The sequence below is a fragment of the Actinopolymorpha sp. B9G3 genome, assembly GCF_040120725.1.
GTDB lineage: Bacteria > Actinomycetota > Actinomycetes > Propionibacteriales > Actinopolymorphaceae > Thermasporomyces.
Genome location: NZ_JBEEAB010000012.1, coordinates 19,064 through 44,008 on the forward strand (window position 1 = coordinate 19,064; position 24,945 = coordinate 44,008).

A 24,945-nucleotide genomic window follows, 5' to 3' on the forward strand; every position below is an offset into this window, starting at 1 on the left:
ACTTGCCCAGGAAGCGGACAATGGACGTGTGAGCGATCTTCCTCGCAAAGGTCTCGCCCGCACCGTCCGGCTGGCCGGCCTGCCCCTGGGAATCGCCGGCCGTACCGCGGTCGGCCTCGGCAAGCGGCTGGGCGGCAAGCCGGTCGAGGCCGTCACAGCCGACCTGCAGCGCCGCACCGCCGATCAGCTGTTCCGCGTGCTGGGCGAGCTCAAGGGCGGCGCGATGAAGTTCGGCCAGGCGCTCTCGATCTTCGAGGCAGCCCTCCCCGAGCAGCTGATGGCGCCCTACCGTGCGACGCTCACCAAACTCCAGGACGCCGCTCCGCCGATGCCGGCGGCAACGGTGCACCGGGTGCTCGAGGAGGAACTGGGACCGCACTGGCGCCGCCGGCTCCGTGGCTTCGACGACACTCCGGCCGCCGCCGCGTCGATCGGCCAGGTGCACCGGGCACGGTGGTCCGACGGGCGGGACGTGGCGGTCAAGATCCAGTACCCCGGCGCCGCCGACGCCCTGCGGTCGGACCTGAACCAGATCGGCCGCCTCAGCCGGCTGTTCGCGGTCTGGCTTCCCGGTATGGACATCAAGCCACTCGTCGAAGAGCTCAAGGCCCGCATCGGCGAGGAACTCGACTACACCCTCGAGGCCGAAGCACAGGCCGGATTCGCGGCGGCGTACGACGGCGACCCCGAGATCGCGGTGCCGCCGGTGCGGCTCTACACCCCGAGAGTGCTCGTCACCGACTGGCTCGACGGCACACCACTCAGCGAGGTCATCGCCAACGGGACGACCGAAGAGCGGGACCGCGCCGGTCTCCTGTTCGTACGGTTCCTCTTCTCGGGTCCGGCGCGGGCGGGTCTGCTGCACGCGGATCCACACCCCGGCAACTACCGCATCACCCCGGACGGGCGCCTCGGAGTAGTCGACTACGGCTTGGTAGCCCGCCTCCCCGGCGGCTTCCCGCCACAGATCGGCCGGCTGTTGCGGATCGGCCTCGACGGCGACTTCCACGCGGTGACCGAAGGGCTGCGCGCCGAAGGTTTCATCAAGCCGGACGTCGACATCGATCCACAGAGCCTGCACGACTACCTTCAGCCGTTCACCGAGCCTGCACAGACCGCGACGTTCCGCTTCACCAGAGAGTGGATGCGGACGCAGTTCCAGCGGATCAGCGACGTGCGTGCTGACGGCGCCAGGACAGCGCTCCGGCTCAACCTTCCGCCGTCGTACCTCCTGATCCACCGGGTCTGGGGTGGCGGAATCGGAGTGTTGGCCCAGCTGGGCGCCGAGGCGCCGTTCCGGGAGGAACTGGAACGTTGGTTGCCCGGATTCTCCGACCTGCCGGCGGGCTGCCTCGCAGAAGCCGTTTCCGCTGACGAGGCTGACGAGGCGGCCGAAGCCTGAATGTCAGGCCCGCCGTTTCCTCACCGGCCCACGGGGTCGAGCCGGCCCTCGATGGTGTGAAGGTTGGCGCGAGCGCACGGCCCGCAGTAGTAGCTCGACGTCAGATCGCGCGTGAACGACACCGCCCAGCTGAGCGGCAGGTCTTCGGTTGGCGCGTGAACGCCGCAAAGGTCGCACTCGATCATTGATCCGTCACTTTCTCGCCTTGAACCCGTCCAGTAGGCCGATTCGTTCGTACGCACCATCGTCGCGCGACCGTGTAACGGCCGCGGGACAGACATGCTTCGAAACGGGCCCCTGCAAGCGCAGAATATTTCGACAGACATTGTGACGGAATGCGATTCCAGACAAGGCGCAGGGCGGCCCTTTTGTCGTCCGGCGCGTCGGAATGCGGGCGAGAGCGGGCATCGCGGCAAGTCCCGGGGTACCCGGCATCGTTCACCGGTCAGGATACGCGGGTCGGGCATGGCGGCGATCTTCCGCGTACCCGACCCCGCGTTCGAGAAGAGTGGGTCGGGCATCGCGGTGTTCACGAGATGCCCGACCCTGCTCGGTTCTTATCCGAATCGCGCCCGGATGAGGCGGGCCCGCAACGCGGCTTCCCGGCTCTTACGGCTCAGCCGCCGGGCGCGGACGAGCTGAGTCGCTTGTCGTGTCTTGCTGGACTTACTGACACGCTCATGTATCTGCGCGCGTGCCAGCTCTTCGTGGAGAAGATGCACGGAGGTGCTCCTTGGCAGATCGGTGGCCGCATCGCCCGGAATCGCACGCGCCGGGGTATCGACCGAGAGGTCTCTGGTCATCGGGTTCTCTGTGGGATAGGAGGCGGCGGCCGGGCATTCCCCGGACTCCGTCCTCAGTCGGATGGTGGTCATGCGGCGACTTCGTTCTTGCGAGGACGTCCACGCGGCCGCTTCCGCGGAACTACCACACCGGCGATGAACAGCTCGCCGCCCCAGACTCCCCACGGCTCGCGCCGAGCGAGAGCACCGTCCAGGCACTCGCGCTTGATCGGGCAGTCGACGCAGATGGTCTTGGCGAACTCGACATCGTCAGGTGATTCTGCGAAGAAGAGCTCCGGATCGAACGACCGGCAGGGAAGTTCGAACTCGCTGATGACCTCGGGTACACCGTCGAGGACGCTGAGACTCACTTTCCGGTCACCTCCTTGTGTCCTGGTCTGTGTCTGCTGGCCTGGTCTCGTTGTGCTGGCTTCCTTGTTGGGTGTGTGTCTCACTGCCTGACTGACTCCCTGGCTGTCGTCGTCGACATCGCACTGGCTGGTTCGATCGGACTGGCAACTCGATGGGCTGGGCTTTTCCATGGCTGGTCATCTCGTTCGAACTGGGCAAACAAAAGGGCCGCGGATCCCGAGTCGGGTTCCGCGGCCCTGGTGGCCGGTCAGGTCTTGTCATAAGACCGGAGGGCTCCAGGCTGGGACACCCGACAAGGGTCCCTTGGTGGTACGCCGCGAAACGCTGCTCGGAACGGACAGGTTGGCCGGGACGGACACGTTGATCGGAAGGGTGGCGGCGGACGGGGCGGAAAGACCGGCAGGAATGCGGCCGGTCGTGAGAACACTGCTCTGCTCGACACCGGTCGTGGGCGCGGCTGGCGTCGCCGGAAGCTCCGCGCTCCACGGAAGAACGCTCACGTGGCCTTGGCTGGCGGTGTCATCGCGATAGACCTTCCGGCCGCGCGCGCACGAATCGAATCCGCCTGTGGGCAGACTGGTCCCCTGGAACGCGGGCGAGACGTATGAGATGGACCGCCGAGCAGGTGTCATCGAGCGGGGAGCACCGAGCGTCAGCTCACGGCGATGACGAATCACCATGATCATCTGGCGCACCTCCCTCTGCTCGGACATGCCAAACCGCGATGCGGCGGTGTGGGGTCGAGCTGACACTACGCCTCCCCCCTGCCGAGAGCAATGCAATTAATGGGGGGACCTGCAGCCTTTACCGTTTCGTGCCCACGAGGTCCGGCGCGACGGGACCTCGGCGACTCAGCTCTCCGGCGGGAGAAGCTCGCCCTGAACCGCGGGAGGGTCGTCGGACGACACCTTCCGCGTCGGTGAACCGCCGGCACAGATCGCGAGGACGTCCTCGGCGTACCGGCCCAGCTTCGTCGAACCTACGCCCGGGACTTTCGCCAGCTCGGCGGCCGCGGTGGGTCGGGTCTCCGCGATCGCGACCAGGGTCGCGTCGGTGAAGATGCAGTAGGCAGGGACACGCTGCTCCTGCGCCTGTTCGAGCCGCCACGCCCGAAGCTTTTCGAACATCTGCTCGTCGTAGGTCGCAGGGCAGTCCCCGCACCTGCCGACCTTGCGTTCGCTGGCGTCCTGGAGCGGGCGATCGCAAGTGCGGCAGCGGGCGACGGTGCGCTGGGCCTTGCGGCCCGACCGCCCACCATTCGTTCCTTCCGCACGACGATCGGCTACCGCGCTCCCCTGCGGACGGACGGAGGCGAGGAACCGCGACGCTGATCGTCGCGACCGGCCGCCGGGCGTGCGGGCCAGCGCCCAGGAGACCGAGAGGTGAATGCGGGCACGAGTGACGCCCACGTAGAGCAGCCGACGTTCCTCCTCCACCTGGTCCGCGGTGTCGGCGTAGGTGATCGGGACTGTCCCTTCGTGGATACCGGCCAGGAAGACGGCGTCCCACTCGAGACCTTTCGCGGCGTGGAGGGTGGCCAGCGTCACCCCGTCTGCCGCGGGCGCATGCTGGGCAGCCACGCGCTCGTCGAGTACGCCGAGGAACGCCGCGAGGTCAGCACCCGGCCGCTCGCGCGACAGGTCGCCGGCGAGGGACGCCAGTGCCGCCAGCGACTCCCAGCGTTCGCGCATGGCACCGGAACCACTCGGTGGTTCTGGTGTCCAACCGATGGCGCCGAGGACGGCCTGCACTTCCGCGAGCAGTTCCGGCGAGGGGGCGTCGGCGTCGCTGGTGGCCTCTGCGTCGAGGGCCGAGCCGGCGTCAGGGGCCGAGCCGGCGTCGGCGGCGGCATCTGCGTCGGCGGTCTCTGTGTCGGCGGAGCCAGGCGTGGCGGCTACCGAGGAGCCGGCTGCGATGGGAGCGGAGTTGGCCGCCCGGGCCGCCCCACGGAGGAGCACCAGAGCTTCGCGCACCTCTGGCCGGTCGAAGAACCGTTCCGCGCCGCGGACGACATAGCGAATCCCGCGTTCGGCGAAGGCCTGCTCGAAGGCGGCGGACTGGGCGTTGACCCGGAAGAGGACGGCCATCTCGCGGAGTGGGGTGCCCTGGCCGACGAGGCGTTCGACCGCGCGGGCGATCCCCTCGGCTTCGGCTACCTCGTCGGGATACTCGGTGAAGACCGGCTCAGGGCCGTCCGGTCGCTGGGCCCGCAGCGTCAACCGGTGCTTGCTCGCCGCACCGCGGGCATCGGCCAGGACGCCGTTGGCCACCTTGACCACCTGCGGCGTCGAGCGGTAGTCGCGTTCGAGGCGTACGACAGACGCCCCGGGGTGTCGCCGGGTGAACTCGAGGAGGTATGCCGGACTCGCGCCGGCGAAGGAGTAGATCGTCTGGTTGGCGTCCCCGACCACGCACACGTCCGGCCGGTCGCCCAGCCACAGGTCGAGCAGCGTCTGCTGGACCGGGCTGACGTCCTGGTACTCGTCGACGACGAAGTGGCGGTACTGCGCCCGCACCGCCTCGGCGACCTTGGGCGAGTCGGCCAGCAGGGCGACAGCGCACAGGAGGACGTCCTCGAGGTCGAGATGGCCCCGGTCCCGGCGTACTTCCTCGTAACTGGCGAAGACACGGGCGATCGTCGCGGCGTCGTAACCGGCCAACTGGCGGCCCGCCTGCGCGGCGGCGACGGGGTAGTCGTCGGGGCGGACGTTGCTGACCTTGGCCCATTCGATCTCGCCGGCGAGGTCGCGACGCCCAGCGAGGTCGGCGGGTATCCGGCACCGCCCGGCCGCTTCCGCGACGTAACGCAGCTTGCTCTCCACGATCGGCGGTAGCTCGCTGCGGTAGACCTGCGGCCAGAAATAGCGCGCCTGTCGCAAAGCGGCCGAGTGGAAGGTGCGCGCCTGCACGCCGGCCACGCCGAGTTCGCGGAGACGGGTGCGCATCTCACCGGCGGCCCGGGTCGTGAACGTGACGGCGAGGACGCGCTGCGGCTTCCACTGCCCGGACAGGACGGCGTAGGCGATCCGGTGGGTGATGGCGCGGGTCTTGCCGGTGCCGGCGCCGGCAAGGATGCAGAGCGGTCCGTCCAGAGAGGTCGCCGCCGCGAGCTGCTCCGGGTCCAATGCCGCCAGGACCGCGTCCGGGGATGGCGCGCCAGACGCTCTTCCAGGGGCGGCCGGCCCGCCGCCGGCCGGCCCCGAGCCGGCAGCACTCGAGCCAGCATGCCCGGAGCCGGTAGGCCCGGAGCCAGCAGGTCCCGAGCCAGCCGGTCCAGAGCCAGCCGGTCCCGAGCCGGTGGGTAGCAAGGTGAGGTGCGTGGCGGCAGCGTTCGCGTCAGTCACGCCGGACCATGATTCCAGCCGCAGCGGACAACCGCAGGCGCGCGGGCACCCGTTCCATGATCATGAAGCTTTTCGGGGCCCATACGCCACGTAACCTTCATGATCACCATCATGATCACGGGAAGGACGGGAGCCACCTGGGCGCGCGTGAAAGGTGAGAGAGGTGGCGGTGAGTAGCGTGGGCCCTTGATCAGGCGGGGGCGCCGAGGCGCTCGACGACCTGCGCGACCGACGGGTTGGTCAGGGCCGAGCCGTCCGGGAACACGACGGTGGGCACGGTCTTGTTGCCGTCATTGACCTTGGCGACGAGTTCGGCCGCGTCGGGGTGCTGCTCGATGTCCACCTCGGTGTAGGCGATGCCGGCGCGCTCGAGCTGACCCTTGAGACGGCGGCAGTAGCCGCACCACGGCGTGCTGTACATCGTGATGGAGTTCGACATCGAAGGTCCTTCCGGTACATGCGTCCGTTGTTACCCGACGCTTGCCTAACACCACGGAGCTTCGCGTTCTTCCCGGATCCTCGTTTGTCACGACCAGGTGGGCCAGGAGCGCGCGGGAGGCCCGGCCGATCTCCAGCCGCCTCACCAGGAACCGGGAAGCTCCTCGCCGTACCACGTCTCGATCAGCCGCCGGGCGATGGAGACCTTGCCCGGCAGCAGAAGCTCGCCGGAATCGATGGCCGTACGGAGCTCCTCCCGGGAGAGCCAGCGCGCCTCGGCGATCTCCTCCTCGTCGACCTTGATCTGCGTCGTCACCGCGCGGGCGAAGAACCCGAGCATGAGGCTTGACGGGAAGGGCCACGGCTGGCTGCCGGCGTACTCCGGATCGACGACCTTGATCCCCGTCTCCTCGTCGACCTCGCGCGCCACCGCGTGCTCGAGCGGCTCGCCCGGCTCGACGAACCCCGCCAGGGTGGAGAAGCGGCCCACGGGCCAGCTGGGCTGCCTGCCGAGCAGACAGCGGTCGTCCTCGTCGAAGACGAGCACGATGATCGCCGGGTCCGTCCGTGGGAAGTGCTCAGCGCCACACGACGGGCAGCGGCGTACGTGCCCTCCGGCAGTCGGTCGGGTGGCCGCGCCACAGCGGGCGCAGCACGGGTGGGCGGCGTGCCAGTTGACCAGGGCCACAGCATGGACGAAGAGACCCGAGTCGCGGTCGGAGAGGATCGCGCCGGCGTCACGCAGACCGGCCCGCCGACTGCCGCCAGCGGAGGAGTTCGGCTCGGCCGGCGTAGGACCCGGCACGGCGAAGTACGGCACTCCCTCACTGTCGAGCCCGAGAAGGTACCGCTCCTCCGGCGGCTGCGGGTCGTCCAGTTCCTCGGGCGTGGTGAAGAGCAGGGCGGTCGCGTCGTCGGTGACGGGGACCTCGCCGTCGACGACCACGAGCACCCGGCATCGCGGGTCCGCCCACCGGGCGTCGACCCAGGCAGCGTTGCGGCGGCGCTCGGTCGCGCGATCAAGGGTGGAGCGGGCGAGGGCGAGCTCTGCAAGGCGCGGCACGATGTGCACTGTAACTTCCCGGTCGGCATGGCTCCGCCGCTTGTCCAGTGGACGGAGGGCACCGGCCTCAACCGGTCGTCCCGGCAGCGAGCACCACCGGTGACCGGCCCGGGCTGACCGGTGGGAGTGGTCGGTCCGGTCTGGCAGGATCGCCGGCCATGAGCATCCACATCGGCGCGAAGCCCGGCGAGATCGCCGAGACCGTCCTCCTGCCGGGCGACCCGTTGCGGGCCCGGTGGATCGCCGAGACCTACCTGCAGGACGCGAAGTGCTATTCGACCGTACGCAACATGCTGGGATTCACCGGCAACTACGCCGGACAACGAATCTCGGTCCAGGGCACCGGCATGGGTCACCCGTCGCTGGCGATCTACGTCCACGAGCTGATGGCGGACTACGGCGTACGCACCCTTGTCCGCGTGGGGTCCTGCGGCGCCCTGGTCGACTGGCTTCCGCTCCGCGCGATCGTGCTCGCGATCACGGCGTCGACGGACTCGGCGATGAACCGGGTCCGGTTCGAGGGTGTCGACTTCGCCCCGGCAGCGGACTTCGACCTGCTGCGTACGGCCTATGACGTCGCCGTCGAGCGGGATGTCGCGGCGCAGGTGAAGCCCGTGGCGTCGGTCGACGCGTTCTATTCCGACCGCCCGGAGCTCCTACAGCGCCTGGCTGACCACGGAGTGGTCGCGGTCGACATGGAGACGAACCTGCTCTACACGCTGGCGGCGAAGTTCGGGGCCAGGGCGCTCACGATCCTGACGGTGAGCGACCAGATCCCCACCGGCGAGGCGACGACCGCGCTGGAACGCGAGCGGACGTTCGCGACCATGGCCGAGCTCGCGCTGGAGACCGTCATCCGAAGCGTTCCTCAGCGGTCCTAGCGACGCCTCGTCGCCACAGGCCGTCGCCCTGGCGTACGTGCGCAACGCCGACTGAGGGGCACTCCTATCCAACGGCACGCCGCATGAGCGCGTCCCCATCCAACAGCCAAACCGGGGGTGCCGCCAGGACGCCTGTACGCATTAGGGTTCCGGCGTGGACACGGTGACGATCGGCGTACTCCATCCCGGCGACATGGGCTCGGCCGTCGGCCGGCAGCTCGCGCTACGTGGCCACGAGGTGCTCTACGCCTCGAGCGGCCGCAGCGCGGAAACGCGGGCGCGCGCGGAATGGGCGGGAATGACCGACGCGGCCACACCGGCCGCCCTTGCCCGCGACTGTGCGTTCGTCCTGTCGATCTGCCCGCCGCACGCGGCGAAGGAGGTCGCCGGCGAGTTCGCCGGCTATCGCGGCACCTATGTCGACGCCAACGCGGTGTCCCCGACGACCGCGCGCGAGGTCGGCTCGCTGATCGAGGCGGGCGGCGGACGCATGGTCGACGGCGGGATCATCGGCGGACCGCCTGAACGCGAGGGTACGACCCGCCTCTACGTGTCCGGCGCGCACGCGGACTCCGTGGTGGACCTGTTCGAGGGCACGGTTCTCGGCGTCCGCAACGTGGGCGACGACGTGGGACTCGCCTCCGCACTCAAGATGTGCTACGCCGCCTGGACGAAAGGCACCAGCGCGCTCCTGCTCGCGATCCGTGCGGTGGCGACCCGGGAGGGGGTCGACGCAGGGCTGGTCGCCGAGTGGGAGCAGTCGCAGTCCGCCCTCGTCGACCGCAGTGCCGGAGCCGCTCGGGCCGCTCACGACAAGGGCTGGCGCTGGCGCGGCGAAATGGAGGAGATCGCGGCTACCTTCGCCGCCGCCGGTCTACCGGAGGGCTTCCACCAGGCAGCCGCTGAGGTCTTCGCCCGCTCGCCGCGGCCGACTGGCACCGCGCCTGATGACGTCCTGGCCGCCGTCGTCGACACGCTTCTCCTTCCGCCGGCCGACTAGATTTCCACCGGCCGACGAGTTTCCACCGGCCGACGAGTTTCCACCGGCCGGCGAGTTTCCACCGGCCGGCGGGGTCTCCGCCCGGCCGACTCGATGCGTGGTTCCCACAGGAGTCGCCTGATACGGTGCTCCGCTCGGAGGTGACCTGGGGGTCTCAGCTGGCCGGACGCGACAGGGTTCGGTCACCGGTTCGCCTTGCCAGCAGGAAAGTTGGCGAGCATCCTTCGCAGGACACGCAGAACGATCGTCGGCTGGTTCGCGGCGAGCGCATACGTGACCCCAGTGCCTTGTCAGACGCACGCGGCCAGAACGGCGGACGACGACGAGCGGAGGCGGCATATGGCCATAACGCGACGTGATCTGCTGAACCGATCCGGAGGTGTGGGCCTGGGCGTGGTCGTGGCGGGCGCGGTCGAGTCGCTCTTCGCCGCCAACCCCGCCGCCGGCAGCCGCGGCCCGGCGACAGGCTACGGCCCGCTGGTGGAGGATCCGCGTGGCTACCTGGATCTTCCCAGCGGCTTCTCCTACCGCATCCTGAGCCGTGAGGGTGAACCCCTGCGTTCCGGTGGCGGCACTGTGCCCAGCCGTTTCGACGGGCAGGCGGCGTTTCCCGGCCGGCATGGGCGCGGAACCATCCTGGTCCGCAACCACGAGTGCCGCGAGAACGTGGCCCATCGTGTGCCGGGCCCGGCCTCCCATACGTACGACCCGTTGGGTCCCGGTGGCACCACCACGCTGGAGATCTCGGCGCGTGGAGAACTGAAGGAGGAGTACGTCAGCCTCGGAGGCTCGTTCGTCAACTGCGCCGGGGGCCTCACGCCCTGGCGGACCTGGCTGACCTGTGAGGAGACCGAGGCGAGCCCCGCCGGCAGCGAGCTGTCGCACGGCTGGATCTTCGAGGTCGATCCGTACGACAACGCCCGCAACGCCGACCCCACTCCCCTGGAGGCGATGGGCCGCTTCGCGCACGAGGCGACGGCGACGGATCCGCGGACGGGCGTCGTCTACGAGACCGAGGACGCCTTCGACCATCCGTTCGGGCTGTTCTACCGGTTCCTTCCGGAGAAGCCGCTCGGCGGCTACGGCAGCCTGCGCGCCGGCGGCACGCTGCAGGCGATGCGGCTGCCTGGCGTCACCGACCTGTCCGTGGTGACCGAGGTCGGTGCGCGCTTCGACGGTATCGAATGGGTGGACGTACCTGATCCGTTGGCCGAGACCGTGCCGATCCGGTTCCAGGACTTCGGTCCGGGCGGCATCACGCACTCGCAGAAGCTCGAGGGCTGCTACTGGGGCAACGACAGCGTCTACTTCGTCGCCAGCTTCGCGAGGAGCGAGGACGGATCGACCGCTGACCACGATGGTCAGGTCTGGCGGTACGTCCCCGACAGCAACATCCTCGAGCTGAGCCTGATCTTCCGCTACGAGCCCGACGACGACGTACCGGGAGAGGGCCCGGACAACATCTGCCTGTCGCCGTACGGTGGGTTGATGCTGGCCGAGGACGCTGGTGGAGAACAACACCTGCTGGGCGTCACCGGGAGCGGCGAGGTGTTCCCCCTCGCCCGCAACCGACAGAATGTCGGGACCCCGCAGGCACCGTCGTACGGCGAGTTCGCCGGTGTCGACTTCTCCGCCGACGGCCAGACGCTCTACGCCAACTGCTACAACCCGGGAACAACGTTCGCCATCACCGGTCCGTGGCAGCGCCAGCGCTGACTTCCTGCCTGGGCTGGGCTTCCGCGGAGGCTCAGCCCTTGACGGCGCCGAGGATGATGCCCTTCACGAAGTACCGCTGCAGGAACGGGTAGGCCAGCAGGATCGGGATGATCGAGAAGATGATCGTCGCGGCCCGGATGTTGTCGGCGGAGACGATGAGCCTCTGCAGGTCGTTCGTCGGTGCGTTGCCGCCGCCCATGCCGAGCATGCTCTGGTCGATGATGATCGACCGCATCACCACCTGCAGCGGCCATTTCGAGCTGTCGGTCAGGAAGAACAGGCCGGTGAAGAAGTCGTTCCAGTGGGCGACCGCGTAGAAGAGTCCGATCGTCGCGATCACCGGTTTCGACAACGGCAGCACGATGTGCCAGAGCACCTGCAGGTCCGACGCACCGTCGATGCGTGCGGACTCCTCGATCTCCGGCGGCAGGCTCCAGAAGAAGTTCCGCATCAGGATGAGGTTGAACGGTGACACCAGCCCGACGACGATCAGCACCCAGATACTGTTGATGAGTCCCAGCCCCTTGAGTAGGAGGTAGGTCGGGATCAGGCCCGCGCCGAAGAGCATCGGGATGATGACGAGCCACATCAGGAAGCGGTAGCCGGGGATGTAGGTCTTCGACAGGCCGTACGCCGCGGTCGTCGTGAAGAACAGGTTGAGTGCCGTCCCCACCACGGTGACGAAGACCGTGATGGCGAACGAGCGCATGAGGACCGGAGTCTCGAAGATGTAGAGATACGCCTCGACCGTCAGCGACCTGGGCAGCAACATCAACGGGTGGGCCGAGATCGCGGTGCCCGAACTCAGCGACTTCGCCAGGATGTTGACCATCGGGAGCAGCGTCACGAGCCCGAGCACAATCAGGACGACGTGGATCGTCGTGTCGGCCCACCACGGGTTCCGGTCGAGATGGGATCGGCGCGGCGCGACCTCCTTTCCGGAGGTGAGGTTGGCGTCGGTCACCGGAGTCGTCGTCATTTCCTGCCTCCGTTCACCATTGCGAGGTCCGTGGCCACCGATCGCTCGCTCACCAGATGGACCGCTGTCCAAGCCGGCGCAGGACATGGTTGGCCGTGACGATCATCACCAGCCCGACCACACCCTTGAAGAGCCCCACGGCGGTGGCCAGTTCGAACTGCGCCTCGAGCAGCCCGACCCGGTAGACGTAGGTGTCGATGATGTCGCCGACCTCGAGGACCGCGGCGTTCTGCAACTGGAAGATCTGGTCGAAGCCCGCGTCGAGCAGGCTGCCGAGTGACAGCACGAGAAGCACTGCCATCACCGGTCGCAGGCCGGGCAGCGTCACATGCCAGATCTGTCGTAGCTTGCCGGCACCGTCGACGCGGGCCGCTTCGTACAGCTGGGCGTCGATTCCGGAGAGTGCGGCGAGATAGATGATCGCGCCCCAGCCGAACTCCTTCATGATGCCGGTGATGACGACGACGGACCGAAACGTGTCGGGGTTGGTCATGAAGTTGACCCGATCCCCACCGGATTCGATGATCAACGTGTTCAACAGTCCGGTGGGCCCGAGGATGTTGATGACGATCCCGGCGAAGACCACCCAGGAAAGAAAGTGCGGGAAGTACGTCACTGTCTGCACGCCGCGCTTGAACCACATCCGGCGTACTTCGTTCAGCAGCAGGGCGAAGATGATCGGCACCGGAAAGCCGAACACGATGCGGTAGAAACTGATCAGCAGGGTGTTCTTGATGAGCTGGGGAAACTTCTCCGAGGAGAACATCACCTGGAAGTGCTCGAGGCCCACCCACGGGCTCTCCCACATACCGCGGAAGACCTTGTAGTCCTTGAACGCGATCTGCAACCCGATCATCGGCAGGTACGCGAAGATCACGAAGTAGAGGACTGTCGGCAGGATGAGGGCGTAGATCCAGCGGTAGCGCCAGACCTCGGTCGCCTTGCGCTGGAGCCGCCCGCCGCGGGGCCGCGGTCCGGTCGCCACCCTCGCCCCCGCTGGCGAGCGGATCGTCGACGTCATCGGGGAATGTAGGAAGGCTTGGACTTGTCCTTCTGCGCGGTGTTGATCTCGTCGATGATCTGATCACCGCCAGCTGCCCGCCACTTGTCCACGGCCTTGCGCCAGTCGTCACGACTCACGTCGTGGTTGATGATCGTGGACTGGGCGACCTTCTGCAGATAATCCTCGTAGAGCTGGGTGCCCTTCTTGTCCTCGACCGCCGACCTGACCGTCGGGTCGCGATAGTCCGGGTAGTCCTGGGCGCAGTACTCGTCGAACTTCCCCTTGACGTAGTCGAAGCGGTCAGGGATCTTGGCGGCCTCGAAGGCCAGCTTGGTGATGTCCCAGTCGAGCTTCTCGCTGAACGGACCGAGAAAGCCCATGGGCTCCAACTGCGGCCCCTGGAACGCCTTCTCGCGTTCGTTGTCGGGGATCGGCTCCTTGCCATCTTCGCTGACGGTGAACGTCTTGTCCCTGATTCCCCAGCGGCGAAGCTCGGAGCCGTCGGTGAGCGTCCAGTTGAGGAACCGGAAGAAGCCGTCGGGATCCTCCATCGTCCCGGATACGTAGAAGCCGCGGTCGACCGGGAAGACGAGACGGTTCCCACCGAGCTCACCCAGCGGCGAGACGACACCGACCTTGGCATTCTTGTCGATCGACCTGAGCTGGGTCGTCGCGTCCGGGATCGATGACCAGTGCGAGATCACCATGACCGACTTGCCGGCCTTGAACTTGTCGTCGGCGAAGTTGGGTTCCTTGTTGACGCCGTAGTCGGGATCGAGCAGACCGCGCTTGTGCAGATCCTGGAACCAGAAGTACATGTCGACTTCCGGCTCTTTCATGTACCACGGGATGAGCAGGTCCGGGTCGGCCGGCGACGGCTCCCAGCTGAACATGCTCACACCGAACGACGTGGCGATCTCCTTCGCGCTCCACTCGTACCCCATGGTGAACGGCACCTGTTCGGGGAATGCCGACTTGACCTTCGCGACGGTCGGGGCGAACTCGTCGACGGTGGTCGGCGGCTCGATGCCCGCCTTCTCGAACAGATCCTCGCGATAGCAGAGGAAGAACGGCACCTGCGGCCAGATCAGATTGGGAATGAAGTAAGTGTCGCCGTTCTCGTCCTTGAGGATCTTCCAGATGCTCTCCGGCACGGCCTCACGCAGGGCGGGATACTGCTCGAGGTAGTCGTCGATCGGGAGGAAGGCACCTTCGTCCTGCGCTTCCTTCCACGTCGCCGAACTCGGGCCCGATCCCCAGATGACATCGGGAATGTCGCCCGAGGCGAGGATGGTGTTGACCTTCGTGTCGTAGTCGATGACCGGAATGATCTGCACATCGATGTCGGCCTTGCCCTGCTTCTCCAACGCCTTCTCGAACGGTCCGTCCTTGGTATAGGTCGCGGGGCCCCAGGTCGGTCTGAGGTAGGTGAAGCTGACGGCCCCGTCCCCTCCCCCGGCACCGTCGTCCTTGCCTGCACAGCCGGCGACGGTCACGGTGGCGAGAACGGCGGCGCCGGAGAGGAATTGACGACGGCTGACCATGAGCGGACCCTCTTCTCGGTGTGGGCATCGTTGGCAACCTGAGCGACGCCCGAAACCTAAAATTCATGTGTCAACATGTCAATGAGGTCGGCCGCGGCTGGCCCGATCCCTGTCCACTGCCGGAAGGTCAACATGGTAAATCGGAACGGACACGCGAGAATGCGGCATCGATGACCGTGGCACGTGGGGCGGGGCGGATCCCGCTGTACGAACAGGTCACGCAGGCGCTGGCCGAGGATCTGAGCAACAACACCTACACACCAGGTAGTCGTTTCCTCACCGAACGAGAGGTCTGCGAGCGTTTCGGTGTCAGCACGACCACCGCTGTGCGTGCGCTCAACGCCCTCGTCGGAGACGGTCTGCTCGTCCGCCGCCAGGGCAGTGGCACCTTCGTGGCTGACCGGCCGCCGGCATCCATGGGGCCTGACTCCATGATCCCCGGCCCTGCCGAAGGCATGGGTACCGACCCGGCCACCAATGCGGCTACCGACACGGACGCCGACTCAGACCCGAGCGGCGCGGGCAGCTTGGGAGGCGGGCGCCGGCAGAAGACCGTGGCGTGCATCCTGCAGTACGTCGACGGCACTCACGTGACCCAGCTCCTTGGCGGTCTCGAAGCCACCTGCAACGAGCTGGGTTACCGGATGTTCCTGACCCACACGGAGAACTCCGGCGAACGCGAGACGCAGGCGATCCGCAGCGCGATCGCCGCCGACGTGAGCGGCATCGTGCTCTATCCCGCCGAGCGAGGTGCCGACCCCGCCCTCTTCGCGGAGGCCCGGCAGCAGGGCATCCCGCTCGTCACCGTCGACCGCTACCGCACTGATGTCGCGACCGATGCCGTCGTCGCGGACAACCTGGCCGTGGGGTACGAGGTGACGAGGAAACTCATCCAGCTCGGCCACGAACGGATCGCGCTGCTGTGCGACGAGACCGACTGCACCAGCGTGCGGGACCGGCTGGCCGGACACCTCAAGGCGCTGCGCGACCACCAGGTCCCGACGAGACCCGAGCTCACCGTGCTGCGCAGATACGTACGCCCCACCCATCCGACCGAGGACGGGCTGGTGGCGTCGCTCCTGGACAGCCCGGATCCCCCGACCGTGCTGCTGTGTGGCAACGGATTCGCGCTCGCGCAGGCCGTCGAGGATCTGGTCGCCCTCGGGCATGACGTGCCCGGCGACATCGACCTCGCCGGCATGGACGATGCCGGACCGTTCGACATCTTCCCGCTCACCGCGGTGGCCGCGGCGTTACCGTCGCGGGAGATGGGCGAACGGGCCGCACGGCTGCTGCACACGCGGATGTCGAGCGGTGAGCCCTACCGCGACATGCACCATGTGGTGCTGCCGATCCGCCTGCGCACCCGACAGTCCGCCCCCGGCTACCTCCGCGTCGTCACTGCGGACACTCCTTAGAAGACGGGTCCACCGGTTCGCCGATGCCGTCGACTCGCAGCCTCCCACGCCCTGCCTGCCGCGACGCCGGCACCGTGGAGCGGCGGCGCGCGGGCAGGCAGGGTCGGGGACCCGGGTCAGAGGTCGAGGACGACGACCAGGTCGTATTCGCTGTCGATGATGACACCGCCTTCACGATTCACCGGCACGGCGACCCAGCGCTCGCGATGGGCTTCGTACCACATCAGGTATTCCCGGGCTTGGTCGAGATGACGCATGGCAGGGGCTCCTCCCCGTCGGAACACTGGCCTGCCAGCCCCTCCACGTCCTTGCCCGCCGACTCATAGCGGCCGCCACCGGAGCACGATGCTCGGGAAGCCGCCGTTCGCACTATGCCGACGGCGAGTTCGAACGCATGACCGGATACTAGGTGCGGCTACCGACAGTCCTGATCGCCATCCCTTCGACGTCCCCTCATCCGGCCCGGCGGGGCGCCACTCCGGCGGCCTCGCGGTAGCGGTGGGTCTGCAGGGTCGCGACGAACATCGGCACGATGAGGACGAGTCCGCCGATCGACACGGCACCGACGATCCACGACACGCCGACCATCGCCCACGTCGCCAGTGTCCCCTCCGGACGGCGCCGGGTGAGCCGCACCGACTCCCGGGCCAGCGCCACCATGGACAGGTCGGGCTTCGCGACGAACAGCGGACCCCAGTACGTCGCACACACCGACCACAGCAGCGTGACCAGGGTGAGCACCACGACGACCGGGGCGAGATCCCGGGCATCGGCGAGCACAGCCACCCAGATCAGGATCCCGAAGGTGCCGTAGAGCGGGGCCAACGTGCGCGCGCTCCGCACGGCGTACTCACGAAGCAGTTCGCCGGCGAGTCCCAGGTCGACGTGCTGGCCCCGGCAGGCCTCGGCGGCGATCCCGAAGAGCACGGCAGTGGCCGGCGGCAGTGCCGTCGCGGAGTAGAGCGCGAAGACGATCCGCAACCAGCTAGGCAGTTGCGGAAACGCCAACGCCAGTAGGCCGGGCACCAGTTGCAGCGCCCAACCGAGATTGGCGGCTACCAGGCGTTCGACCTGCGACGAGACGGTGGCGAAGGCCGCCCAGATCGGACCCCGCCGCTCGTCGCGCGGACCCGTGTCATCCAGAAACGGCATCGCCGGCGCCCATTCGATAACCCCTCATGCCTTGCCAGACAGCGATTCTCCGCTCGCGGCGTCGAAGATGTGGACCTTGCTCATGTCCACGCCGAGCGGAACTTCCTGGTCGAGATAGCTGGTCGGCAGCCGCACCTTGAACGTCGCCACGAAGTCGGTCTGCTCCGCGGTGCTGAGGTAGACCGTGCTTCCCGCGGCGGTGGGCTCGACGAGGTTGACGATCCCACGCAGCGTGTTGTCGTCGGTGACCTCGAACGGCGCCATCCTGGGCACGTGCAGGTGTTCGGGACGAACGCCGACCTTCACCGTCCTGCCGAGGTGCCGGCGCATCCGTTCGGTCATGTCCGGATGGAGGTGCAACGCGACACCGCCACCGGTGGCGACGATGCCGTTGTCCCGGTCGGGCGCGGCCTCCAACACCAGCTCGAAGAGGTTGATGCTCGGAGTGCCGATGAAGTACGCCACGAACAGGTTGTGCGGCGTGTCGTAGAGCTCCGGCCCGGTGCCGATCTGCTGGATCTTGCCGGCGTTCATCACCGCGATCCGGTCGCCGAGTGCCATCGCCTCGGCCTGGTCGTGGGTGACGTAGACGGTCGGCTTCCGCTTCTCCCGGTGGAGGGTGAGAATGTCCTCGCGTGCCTGGTAGCGAAGCTGGGCGTCGAGATTGGACAGAGGCTCGTCGTAGAGATACAGCGACGCATGCCGCACCATCGCCCGTGACAGCGCGACCCGCTGGCGCTCACCTCCGGAGAGCTGTCGGGGCTTGCGTTCCAGCAGGTGCTCGATCCGGAACGTCTTCGCCGCCTCCGGCACCCGTTCACGCACCGTACGGCGTGGTGTCCGGCGCGACCGCAGGCCGTAGGCGATGTTCTCGAACACCGTCATGTGCGGGAAGATCGCGTAGTCCTGGAACACCATCGCGACGTTGCGATCCTTCGGCCGGATCTCGTTGACCACCTTGTCGCCGAACCTGATCTCGCCGCCAGTCGCCGGCTCGAGCCCGGCGAGCAGCCGGAGAGTCGTCGTCTTGCCACACCCGGACGGCCCGACGAGAACCAGCAACTCGCCCTCGGTGATCCCGAAACTCACCTGGTCGACGGCACGCTTCTCGTCGAACTGCTTCACCAGGTCCTCGACCGCGATCGCGTTCACAGCTTCACTCCTCGCCAGTTCTTCGGGCAGCCCATGACGGAGACGCCCCTAGAAGAGTTCGAGTACGCCGGGCAGGTGGACAGGTTCCTCGCTGTCGGCGGCGAAGAAGTACGCCCGCTCCCAGTCCGGGGTGACGCGCACCTCCGCCGTATCCGGGTAGTCCACCGGCGCCGTCACGGCGACATTGGCACCGTCGAGGTTGCCGTAGACGAAGCTGGCTCGCTCGGTGGGAATCCGCTCCAGGTGCCGCACCGGCATCCGCGCGCCGTCGGAGGTGTCGAGCCGCCAACCCTCGGCGCGTACGCCGATCCTGACCGGGCCGACCGGGACCTGCTGAGCCAACTCGAACGGCAGCTGCCACCGCGCCGCCTCGCCACCGCCGACAGTCACCTCACCACCGTCGACGTACGCCGGCAGCACGGCCATCGGAGGCGAGCCGATGAACGTGGCGACGAACAGGTTCGCCGGGGTGTAGTAGAGGTCGTCGAAGGTGCCGATCTGCTCGATGTCGCCGTCGCGCATCACCGCGATCCGGTCACCCATGAAGATCGCTTCCTGCTGGTCATGGGTGACGTAGAGAGTGGTGATCGCGAACTTCTTCAGCAGGCGCCGGATCTCGATCCGAGTCTGCTCCCGCAGCTTCGCGTCGAGGTTGGAGATCGGCTCGTCCATGAGGAACAGCTGCGGCTCACGCACGATACAGCGCGCGATCGCGACCCGCTGCTGCTCGCCGCCGGAGAGCGTGGTGGGGACCCGGCCGAGCAGGTGCTCGAACCCGATGCCCATCCGGTCGGCGGTCTCCCGCAGCCGCTGCTCCTTCTCCTCCTCGGTCTTGTGGCGTACCTCGAAGTAGTAGGCAAGGTTGCCTTGCCCCTTCATCGACGGATAGAGCGCGTAGTCCTGGAACACCATGCCCACGCCGCGTTCCTGTGGACGTACCTGGGTGACGTCCGCACCGTTGTAGAGCACCCGACCGGCGTCGGGATACTCAAGGCCCGCCACCACCTTGAGCAGGGTGGACTTGCCACAGCCGGACGAGCCGACCACGCTGACGGTCTCACCGTCGGCGACCTGCAGGCTGACACCGTTCAAGGCCGGACGCTCCCTCGACGACTCCAGGTCGACGATCCGCTCGGCGGCATACCGCTTGACCGCCTGGTCGACATCGATTCTCGCCACGAGTACCTCACCTCACTTCAGGCCACGCAGGCGAATACCCTTGAGCAGGTACTCGCGGCAGACGATGAACGCGATGAACACCGGCAGCGACTGCAGGATGCCCAGCACCATCAGGCCGTTCCACGACATGCCCGCGGACAAGATCTCCTGCATCTGCTGGGCCTGGGCGGACGCCTGTTCGGCATTGGTGGCGCCCGCCTGGGTAAATCGTTCTAGGAGCAGGTAGATCTCGACCGAGGCCGGCATCTTCTCCGGCGTCTGCAACACGATCAGTGGCCAGAGGAACTGATCCCACGCCCCACTGAACGCACCCCAGATCGCCACCGCGTAGACGGGCACACTCATCGGCAGCACGATCCGGCGGAAGATGTTGAACTCCGAACCGCCGTCGACCCGTGCCGCCTGGATGACCGAGTCCGGGATCGTGTCGAAGAACCCCTTGAAGAGCAGGAAGTTGAACGCCTGGAACACGATGGGCAGGATCACCGCCCAGTGCGTGTCCCAGATGCGCACGCTCGGGAACTCCAGGTCCGTCCCGGGAATGGTCGGCACGTCCGGCAAGGCGAACGGGAAGTTCCGGGTCAGCAGGAAGTTGGGGATCAGCGTCAACGCCGCCGGCATCATCAGCGTGCCGATGAAGAACAGGAACGACCACCTGGCCAGTGGTCCTTTCTGGAGCTTGCTGTTGGCGTAGGCCGCAAGGGACGTGATCGGGATGCCGAGGATCAACGTCCAGAACGTGATCTGCACGGAGTTGAGGAAGAACAGCCAGAACGGCCCGTCCATCAGCGACTCCGCCGCCGTGTTGGAGCCCTGGACAAGGCTCACCACCAGCCGCCAGCCGGCGAGTGTGGCGTCCTGCGGGAACCACGTCGGCGGAAACTGCAGGACCTCCTCACCGGACTTGAACGACGTGATCAGCATGAAATAGAAGGGGAACAGGTGCAGGGTGATACCGAGGCACAAGAACGCGACGACCAGCCACCATGCGATCCGGATGACCGGCTGCTTCCGCCCCACGCGTGGGAACAGCATCGCTTGGTCTCCCCTCCTTTACGTGTCGGGATCTTCGCGGAAGAACCGGCGCTGGATGATCACCAGTGCCATCGTCACGACGAACAGGAACACGCCGAGTGCCGTCGCATCCGCATAGCGCAGGCTGCGCAGCAGGTCGTAGAGATACATGACGACCGTACGGCTCGCGCCACCCGGTCCGCCGCCGGTCATGATCAACGGAAACTCGAACACCTGCGACGATCCGATGACGGCGAAGATCAACAGCATCGAGATGACCGGACGCAGCCGAGGCAGCGAGATCGTCCACACCTTGCGCCAGAAACCGGCGCCTTCGATCTCGGCCGCCTCGTAGTACGACGCCGGAATTCCCTGCAACGTCGCCATGTAGATCAGGCCCGGACCAAAGAACAGGATTCCCGGGAACACCAGCCAGAACAGCACCTGGTCGCTGGAGTTCAGGAACGGCTGCGGAGGAAGGCCAAGCCACTCGGTCGCGATGTACTGGAACAGGCCGTACTGCGCGTTGAACATGTAGCGGAACAGCAGCGTGCTCGCGATGCCCGACAACGGCAGGAACCACAGCAGCATCATCCAGCGGATGTGCCGCTTCGGCATCTCCATCAGCAGGATCGCGACCACGATCGGGATCATGAACGTCAGCGCGAGGCTCAACGCGGCATAGATCGCCGTGACCTTGAACGCCTGACCCACCAGGGGGTCGTTCCACATCCGGATGTAGCTCTCCAGCCCGGTGAACTCGATCGGGCCCCGGAAGCGGGCGTTGGTCAGGCTGATCACGAACGCCATCAGCAGCGGATACCAACCCCACGAGAGTTGGAAGAGGAACGCCGGCGCGACGAAGAGTCCTCCCTCGAGCCGGCGCCGACGGCTCAGCCTGTGCGACGTCGGCGCGACGGTCGCGATGTCGGGTGACCCCAACGGCGGGCCGGCGCCGTCTCCGGACCGTTCCGCCTCGCCAGGCCGGTCGGCTCCCTGGTCGGCCCCCTGGTCGGCCCCCTGGTCGGCCCCCTGGTCGGCGCGGTCACCCGCGCCGACCGTCGGCTGCTGACTACTCATAGGCGAACGTTCACCCCTTCAACGCCGGAAGCACGGTGCCTTCGTACCAGTCCTTGAACACGTTCTCGTAGTAGTCCGGTGCATTCTCCTGCCAGTAGCTGGCATGCGCCTCGAAATAGCCGCTTGCGGCCTTGATGAACTCCTCGTCGGCGACGCCGGAGGTGAAGCTCTGCGCCTGCTGGTTTCGGGTCGTGTCCAGCTTCTTCAGGTCCGCACGGATGTCGAGGGTGCCGCGTTCACTCGTCCACCGCGACGTCATGTCCTCGCGGGCGGTCTCGGTCGGCGCGGCGTTGGGCTCGGGCGGGAAGTAGAACGCCTCGTTGGGGGCGATCGGGATCTGGGCCGCCCGACGCACCTCGTCCATGAACTTGGTGCCCCACGCCTCGTCCGGCGAGCTGGGCACCTCGTCGAGGAGGCCCTTGTAGGTCGGCATGAAGTTCTGCCAGTCGTAGACCCGCCGGGCATCCTTGGTGCTCTCGTACACTGCCTTGCGCTGGGCGATCCAGCCAGGTCCCTGCACGTGCAGGAGCAAGCTGATCGCCTTGTCGAGCGCATCGTCTTCCAGGTCAGGTGAGAAGCCCACCAGGTCGACCTGACCCTGCGTACCCGTGGCGCGGCCGTCAAGGCCGACGGGCTGGGTCATCCAGCCAGCGACGTCCTCGATCGGCTTGCCCAGCTTGTCGGCCAGGTCGGACGGCGTCGGGTTGTCGCCGCCCGGCGTGGCCGTATAGAAGACCACGCTGTTGCTGTGCATGCAGGCGTCGCCGCGGGCGAACGCGGCCTGCACGTCACCATCCGGCATGGAGATGTCGGCGAGTGCGGACTGGTCCTCGAAGATGATCGCCCGCAGCCGTTCGATCAACGGCACCCACAGGTCGGCCTGGGCGGAGTAGTCCCACCGCCAGTTCCACCCGGTGTCCGGCGCCGGCACCTTGGCGTGGAAGTCCATGCCGTCGGCGTTCAGGCTGCCGTTGAGGGCCTGGCCCTGCATCATGAAACCCTTGCGCTTGCCCTTGGTGAGACCCTTGGCCAGCACCCGGACGTCGTCCCAGGTCCAGTCCGGTGTCGGCTCCTTCAGGCCCAACTCGTTGATGAGGTCACGCCGGTAGTGGATGCCGGTCCCGACATTGTAGAGCCAGGGGGCCGCGTAGAACTTCCCGTCGATGCCCCACTTCTCCCAGATCGGGCTGACGTAGCTCTCGAGCTTGTCGGCGACGTTGTTTACCTCGAGATACTCGGTCACGTCGGCCGTGAGCCCCTGCAGCATGGCCGAACGGACGTTCGCGCGGTTCCAGCCACCGATCACGTCGCCTGGGTACGCCGACGGAGCCGTGCCACCGGTGATCGCCGTCGTGAGCGTCTCCTGGTCCCAGACGTTGAGCGCGGAGTTCTTGATCGTGACGCCTGGATTCTTGTCCAGCCACTGCTTCAGTACCTGTGCGTACGCCTTGGTGCTCGGGTTGGCCTTCTGCTCCGCCGCCGTCGGCATCCGACCGAACGGCCATCCGTCGAAGGTCGTCAAAGTGACGTCCACTGCTTCGCCGGCGCCGCTGTCACCGCCGCCCCTCGAACACGAGGCGAGCGCCCCGCCACCGAAGGCCAACATCCCACCTGCCGCCATCGCCTTCAGCACAGCGCGACGCGACGACACACCACCCATCGCTTGACCCGCCGAGGCGGTCTTTCCCAAGAGTCCCATGATGATCGAGCCCTCCCTTTGTTCCTCCGAGACGAGGCCAGTCCTACGAGACAAGGCCATTCGAACAAGCCGTGTCGGTACGACACCTCAGCCCAGCGCGGGAGCGACGGTCTGGTCGTACCAACCCTTGAAGACGTTCTGGTAGAACTCAGGAGCGTTCTTCTCCCAGTACGTCGCGTGATCCCCGTAGTACTTCTTCGCGGCCGCGACGAACTCCTCGTCGGCGGCACTGGACGTGAAATCCGCAGCCTGCTTGTTGCGGGTCTGCTCGAGGTTTCCGAGGTCAGCCCGGATGTCGACCTTGGCCTCGGAATACCACTTCTGCGTTGCGTCGTCGTACGCCGTGGTGGTGGGTCCGGAGTTCTCTTCGGCCGGGAAGTACCACGACGTCTGTGGAACAAGGGGAATCTGGGTGGCATGGCGTACGGCATCCATGAACGTGGTTCCCCATGCCTCGTCCGGAGAGCTGGGCAGCGCCTCGACGATGCCCGCGAAGATCGGTGTGACGTTTGCCCAGTCGTAGATCCGGCGCGGGTCTTTCGTCTGGTCGAAGATCGCCTTCTTCTGCAGGATGTAACCGTCGCCGGACATGTACGTGTGCAGGTTGACCGCGGCGTCGAGCGCGTCTTCGTCGAGGTCGGGCGAATAACTCAACAGGTCCGTCTGACCTTGAGTGGTTCCGATCCGGCCGTTGGTGCCGATGGGCTGCGTCATCCAGCCGACGAGCTCCTCCAGTGGTTTGTCGAACCGCTTCTCCATGACCACGTTGGTCGTGTCCTCGTCAGGACTGTTGGTGAAGAAGACCATCGAGTTGTTGTGCATCGCTGCCGTGCCGCCGATGAAGGCGTTCCAGATGTCGGGGTCGTTCAACGTGACGTCGGCCAGCACCGACTTGTCCTCGAAGATCATTCCGCGGACACCCTCGACGAGCGGGACCCACGTGTCGGCGTTCGTGGTGTAGTCCCACCTCCAGTTCCAGGTCGTCTCCGGCGCCGGGATCTCGGTGAACATCCCCATACCGTCGGCCGCCATGCGCATGCCGAGACCCCAGCTCTGCAGCCCGATCCCCTTGCGCTTGTCCGTGGTGAGGCCCTTGGCCAGCTCGCGTACGTCGTCCCAGGTCCAGTCGGGCGTGGGCTCCTTCAGCCCCAGCTCCTTGATCAGGTCCGCGCGATAGTGGATTCCGGTGCCGCAGTTGTAGGCGAGGGGCGCCGCGTAGTACTTGCCGTCGATCGCCCAGCCGTCCCAGATCGGCTTGGCGTAGTCGGCGAGCTTGTCGTGGAGCTTGTGCTCCTCCAGGTGGTCGGTGACATCTGCGACGAGACCCTTCACCATGGCCGCCTTGACCGCGGTGCGGTTCCAGCCACCGACCACGTCGCCGGGGAACATCGACGGCGCCGTACCGCCGGCGAGTGAGGTGACGAGCAGCTCCTGGTTGTCGGTGTCGAAGTCGAGGCGCTTGATCGTGATGCCAGGGTTCTTCTTGCTCCAGGCCGAAAGCGCCTCGGCGTACGCCCTGAGCGTCGGGTTGGCCTTCTGCTCCGCCGCCGTCGGCATCGGCCCGTACGGACGGTTGCCCGTCGTCAGCACGATGTCGGCACCACCCGATCCACCACCGTCCCGGGAACAGGACGCCAGAGCACCGCCGGCCACGGCGAGCACACCGCCCCCAGCCATGCCCTTGAGCAGCGACCGCCTGGTGATGCCGTCGTGGAACGTCATGGGGT

21 protein-coding genes are annotated in these 24,945 nt (G+C 67.0%); 5 read left to right on the forward strand and 16 right to left on the reverse strand.

Translation table 11 applies throughout. The features are described 5' to 3' along the window. Nucleotides 1–28 precede the first annotated feature (28 nt). Nucleotides 29–1,402: an ABC1 kinase family protein gene (locus ABNF93_RS20685; RefSeq protein WP_349329765.1), complete on the forward strand. Its 1,374-nt coding sequence runs from the start codon at nt 29–31 to the stop codon at nt 1,400–1,402. Nucleotides 1,403–1,959: 557 nt separating this feature from the next. Here ABNF93_RS20685 and ABNF93_RS34970 read toward each other — a convergent pair. The 5 genes from ABNF93_RS34970 to nudC all read right to left on the reverse strand — a co-directional run bounded on the left by ABNF93_RS34970 (nt 1,960) and on the right by nudC (nt 7,401). Further along, nucleotides 1,960–2,277 (reverse strand): putative WhiB-interacting protein, encoded by a 318-nt coding sequence (locus ABNF93_RS34970; protein WP_502877597.1) that lies wholly within the window; start codon nt 2,275–2,277, stop codon nt 1,960–1,962. Continuing rightward, entirely contained in the window at nt 2,274–2,555 is a 282-nt protein-coding gene (locus ABNF93_RS20690; protein ID WP_349329766.1) for a WhiB family transcriptional regulator, read from the reverse strand. Before ABNF93_RS20690 ends, ABNF93_RS34970 begins: the two co-directional genes overlap by 4 nt. A gap of 852 nt (nt 2,556–3,407) precedes the next feature. Continuing rightward, on the reverse strand, nt 3,408–5,681 hold the full coding sequence (locus ABNF93_RS20695) for an ATP-dependent DNA helicase UvrD2 (protein WP_349329768.1): 2,274 nt from the start codon (nt 5,679–5,681) through the stop codon (nt 3,408–3,410). A 409-nt stretch (nt 5,682–6,090) separates the two neighbouring features. After that, nucleotides 6,091–6,339 (reverse strand): mycoredoxin, encoded by a 249-nt coding sequence (locus ABNF93_RS20700; RefSeq protein ID WP_349329770.1) that lies wholly within the window; start codon nt 6,337–6,339, stop codon nt 6,091–6,093. A gap of 141 nt (nt 6,340–6,480) precedes the next feature. Beyond that, the gene (gene nudC, locus ABNF93_RS20705) at nt 6,481–7,401 is read right to left on the reverse strand and encodes an NAD(+) diphosphatase (protein WP_349329771.1); all 921 of its coding nucleotides are present in this window, start codon (nt 7,399–7,401) and stop codon (nt 6,481–6,483) included. A gap of 158 nt (nt 7,402–7,559) precedes the next feature. Between nudC and deoD the strand changes: the two genes are divergently transcribed. The 3 genes from deoD (at nt 7,560) to ABNF93_RS20720 (ending at nt 10,998) form a co-directional block, all read left to right on the forward strand. Next, nucleotides 7,560–8,282: a purine-nucleoside phosphorylase gene (deoD, locus tag ABNF93_RS20710; protein ID WP_349329772.1), complete on the forward strand. Its 723-nt coding sequence runs from the start codon at nt 7,560–7,562 to the stop codon at nt 8,280–8,282. 154 nt (nt 8,283–8,436) lie between these two features. Next, a complete protein-coding gene (locus tag ABNF93_RS20715) occupies nt 8,437–9,282 on the forward strand; it encodes a DUF1932 domain-containing protein (protein ID WP_349329773.1) in 846 nt (281 codons plus the stop codon). Nucleotides 9,283–9,621: 339 nt separating this feature from the next. Next, nucleotides 9,622–10,998, forward strand: a complete 1,377-nt coding sequence (locus tag ABNF93_RS20720) for an alkaline phosphatase PhoX (RefSeq protein WP_349329774.1) — start codon at nt 9,622–9,624, stop codon at nt 10,996–10,998. A 31-nt stretch (nt 10,999–11,029) separates the two neighbouring features. On the opposite strand, the gene ABNF93_RS20725 is transcribed toward ABNF93_RS20720, so the two are convergent. The 3 genes from ABNF93_RS20725 to ABNF93_RS20735 are packed head-to-tail and all read right to left on the reverse strand — an operon-like array spanning nt 11,030 to nt 14,524. Then, entirely contained in the window at nt 11,030–11,977 is a 948-nt protein-coding gene (locus ABNF93_RS20725; protein WP_349329775.1) for a carbohydrate ABC transporter permease, read from the reverse strand. A gap of 49 nt (nt 11,978–12,026) precedes the next feature. Then, a complete protein-coding gene (locus tag ABNF93_RS20730) occupies nt 12,027–12,998 on the reverse strand; it encodes an ABC transporter permease (RefSeq protein WP_349329776.1) in 972 nt (323 codons plus the stop codon). Then, nucleotides 12,995–14,524 carry a substrate-binding domain-containing protein gene (locus tag ABNF93_RS20735; RefSeq protein ID WP_349329777.1) on the reverse strand — a complete coding sequence of 510 codons (1,530 nt, stop codon included), beginning with the start codon at nt 14,522–14,524 and terminating at the stop codon, nt 12,995–12,997. The genes ABNF93_RS20730 and ABNF93_RS20735 overlap by 4 nt, the downstream gene beginning before the upstream one ends. 170 nt (nt 14,525–14,694) lie before the next feature. Between ABNF93_RS20735 and ABNF93_RS20740 the strand changes: the two genes are divergently transcribed. Further along, nucleotides 14,695–15,942: a GntR family transcriptional regulator gene (locus tag ABNF93_RS20740; RefSeq protein ID WP_349329778.1), complete on the forward strand. Its 1,248-nt coding sequence runs from the start codon at nt 14,695–14,697 to the stop codon at nt 15,940–15,942. A gap of 116 nt (nt 15,943–16,058) precedes the next feature. On the opposite strand, the gene ABNF93_RS20745 is transcribed toward ABNF93_RS20740, so the two are convergent. The 8 genes from ABNF93_RS20745 to ABNF93_RS20780 form a co-directional block, all read right to left on the reverse strand. Continuing rightward, entirely contained in the window at nt 16,059–16,199 is a 141-nt protein-coding gene (locus ABNF93_RS20745) for a hypothetical protein (protein WP_349329779.1), read from the reverse strand. A gap of 196 nt (nt 16,200–16,395) precedes the next feature. After that, on the reverse strand, nt 16,396–17,094 hold the full coding sequence (locus tag ABNF93_RS20750) for a hypothetical protein (protein WP_349329780.1): 699 nt from the start codon (nt 17,092–17,094) through the stop codon (nt 16,396–16,398). A gap of 24 nt (nt 17,095–17,118) precedes the next feature. Then, nucleotides 17,119–18,246: an ABC transporter ATP-binding protein gene (locus tag ABNF93_RS20755; protein WP_349329781.1), complete on the reverse strand. Its 1,128-nt coding sequence runs from the start codon at nt 18,244–18,246 to the stop codon at nt 17,119–17,121. Nucleotides 18,247–18,294: 48 nt separating this feature from the next. Then, entirely contained in the window at nt 18,295–19,425 is a 1,131-nt protein-coding gene (locus ABNF93_RS20760; protein ID WP_349329782.1) for an ABC transporter ATP-binding protein, read from the reverse strand. Nucleotides 19,426–19,437: 12 nt separating this feature from the next. Continuing rightward, nucleotides 19,438–20,460, reverse strand: coding sequence for a carbohydrate ABC transporter permease (locus ABNF93_RS20765; RefSeq protein WP_349329783.1), 1,023 nt, complete (start codon nt 20,458–20,460; stop codon nt 19,438–19,440). Between the two features lie 18 nt (nt 20,461–20,478). Continuing rightward, on the reverse strand, nt 20,479–21,519 hold the full coding sequence (locus ABNF93_RS20770; protein ID WP_349329784.1) for a carbohydrate ABC transporter permease: 1,041 nt from the start codon (nt 21,517–21,519) through the stop codon (nt 20,479–20,481). Nucleotides 21,520–21,529: 10 nt separating this feature from the next. After that, entirely contained in the window at nt 21,530–23,218 is a 1,689-nt protein-coding gene (locus tag ABNF93_RS20775) for an ABC transporter substrate-binding protein (protein WP_349329785.1), read from the reverse strand. An 87-nt stretch (nt 23,219–23,305) separates the two neighbouring features. Then, nucleotides 23,306–24,940: an ABC transporter substrate-binding protein gene (locus tag ABNF93_RS20780; RefSeq protein ID WP_349329786.1), complete on the reverse strand. Its 1,635-nt coding sequence runs from the start codon at nt 24,938–24,940 to the stop codon at nt 23,306–23,308. Nucleotides 24,941–24,945 lie beyond the last annotated feature (5 nt).

What these genes read in the sequence shown, in the direction of transcription:
- ABNF93_RS20770 (WP_349329784.1), bottom strand. Translation starts at nt 21,519, where the DNA reads ATGAGTAGTCAGCAGCCGACGGTCGGCGCGGGTGACCGCGCCGACCAG.
- ABNF93_RS20765 (WP_349329783.1), bottom strand. Translation starts at nt 20,460, where the DNA reads ATGCTGTTCCCACGCGTGGGGCGGAAGCAGCCGGTCATCCGGATCGCA.
- ABNF93_RS20740 (WP_349329778.1), top strand. Translation starts at nt 14,695, where the DNA reads ATGACCGTGGCACGTGGGGCGGGGCGGATCCCGCTGTACGAACAGGTC.
- ABNF93_RS20700 (WP_349329770.1), bottom strand. Translation starts at nt 6,339, where the DNA reads ATGTCGAACTCCATCACGATGTACAGCACGCCGTGGTGCGGCTACTGC.
- ABNF93_RS20750 (WP_349329780.1), bottom strand. Translation starts at nt 17,094, where the DNA reads ATGCCGTTTCTGGATGACACGGGTCCGCGCGACGAGCGGCGGGGTCCG.
- ABNF93_RS20730 (WP_349329776.1), bottom strand. Translation starts at nt 12,998, where the DNA reads ATGACGTCGACGATCCGCTCGCCAGCGGGGGCGAGGGTGGCGACCGGA.
- deoD (WP_349329772.1), top strand. Translation starts at nt 7,560, where the DNA reads ATGAGCATCCACATCGGCGCGAAGCCCGGCGAGATCGCCGAGACCGTC.
- ABNF93_RS20720 (WP_349329774.1), top strand. Translation starts at nt 9,622, where the DNA reads ATGGCCATAACGCGACGTGATCTGCTGAACCGATCCGGAGGTGTGGGC.
- ABNF93_RS20725 (WP_349329775.1), bottom strand. Translation starts at nt 11,977, where the DNA reads ATGACGACGACTCCGGTGACCGACGCCAACCTCACCTCCGGAAAGGAG.
- ABNF93_RS34970 (WP_502877597.1), bottom strand. Translation starts at nt 2,277, where the DNA reads ATGACCACCATCCGACTGAGGACGGAGTCCGGGGAATGCCCGGCCGCC.
- ABNF93_RS20745 (WP_349329779.1), bottom strand. Translation starts at nt 16,199, where the DNA reads ATGCGTCATCTCGACCAAGCCCGGGAATACCTGATGTGGTACGAAGCC.
- ABNF93_RS20735 (WP_349329777.1), bottom strand. Translation starts at nt 14,524, where the DNA reads ATGGTCAGCCGTCGTCAATTCCTCTCCGGCGCCGCCGTTCTCGCCACC.
- ABNF93_RS20780 (WP_349329786.1), bottom strand. Translation starts at nt 24,940, where the DNA reads ATGACGTTCCACGACGGCATCACCAGGCGGTCGCTGCTCAAGGGCATG.
- ABNF93_RS20775 (WP_349329785.1), bottom strand. Translation starts at nt 23,218, where the DNA reads ATGGGACTCTTGGGAAAGACCGCCTCGGCGGGTCAAGCGATGGGTGGT.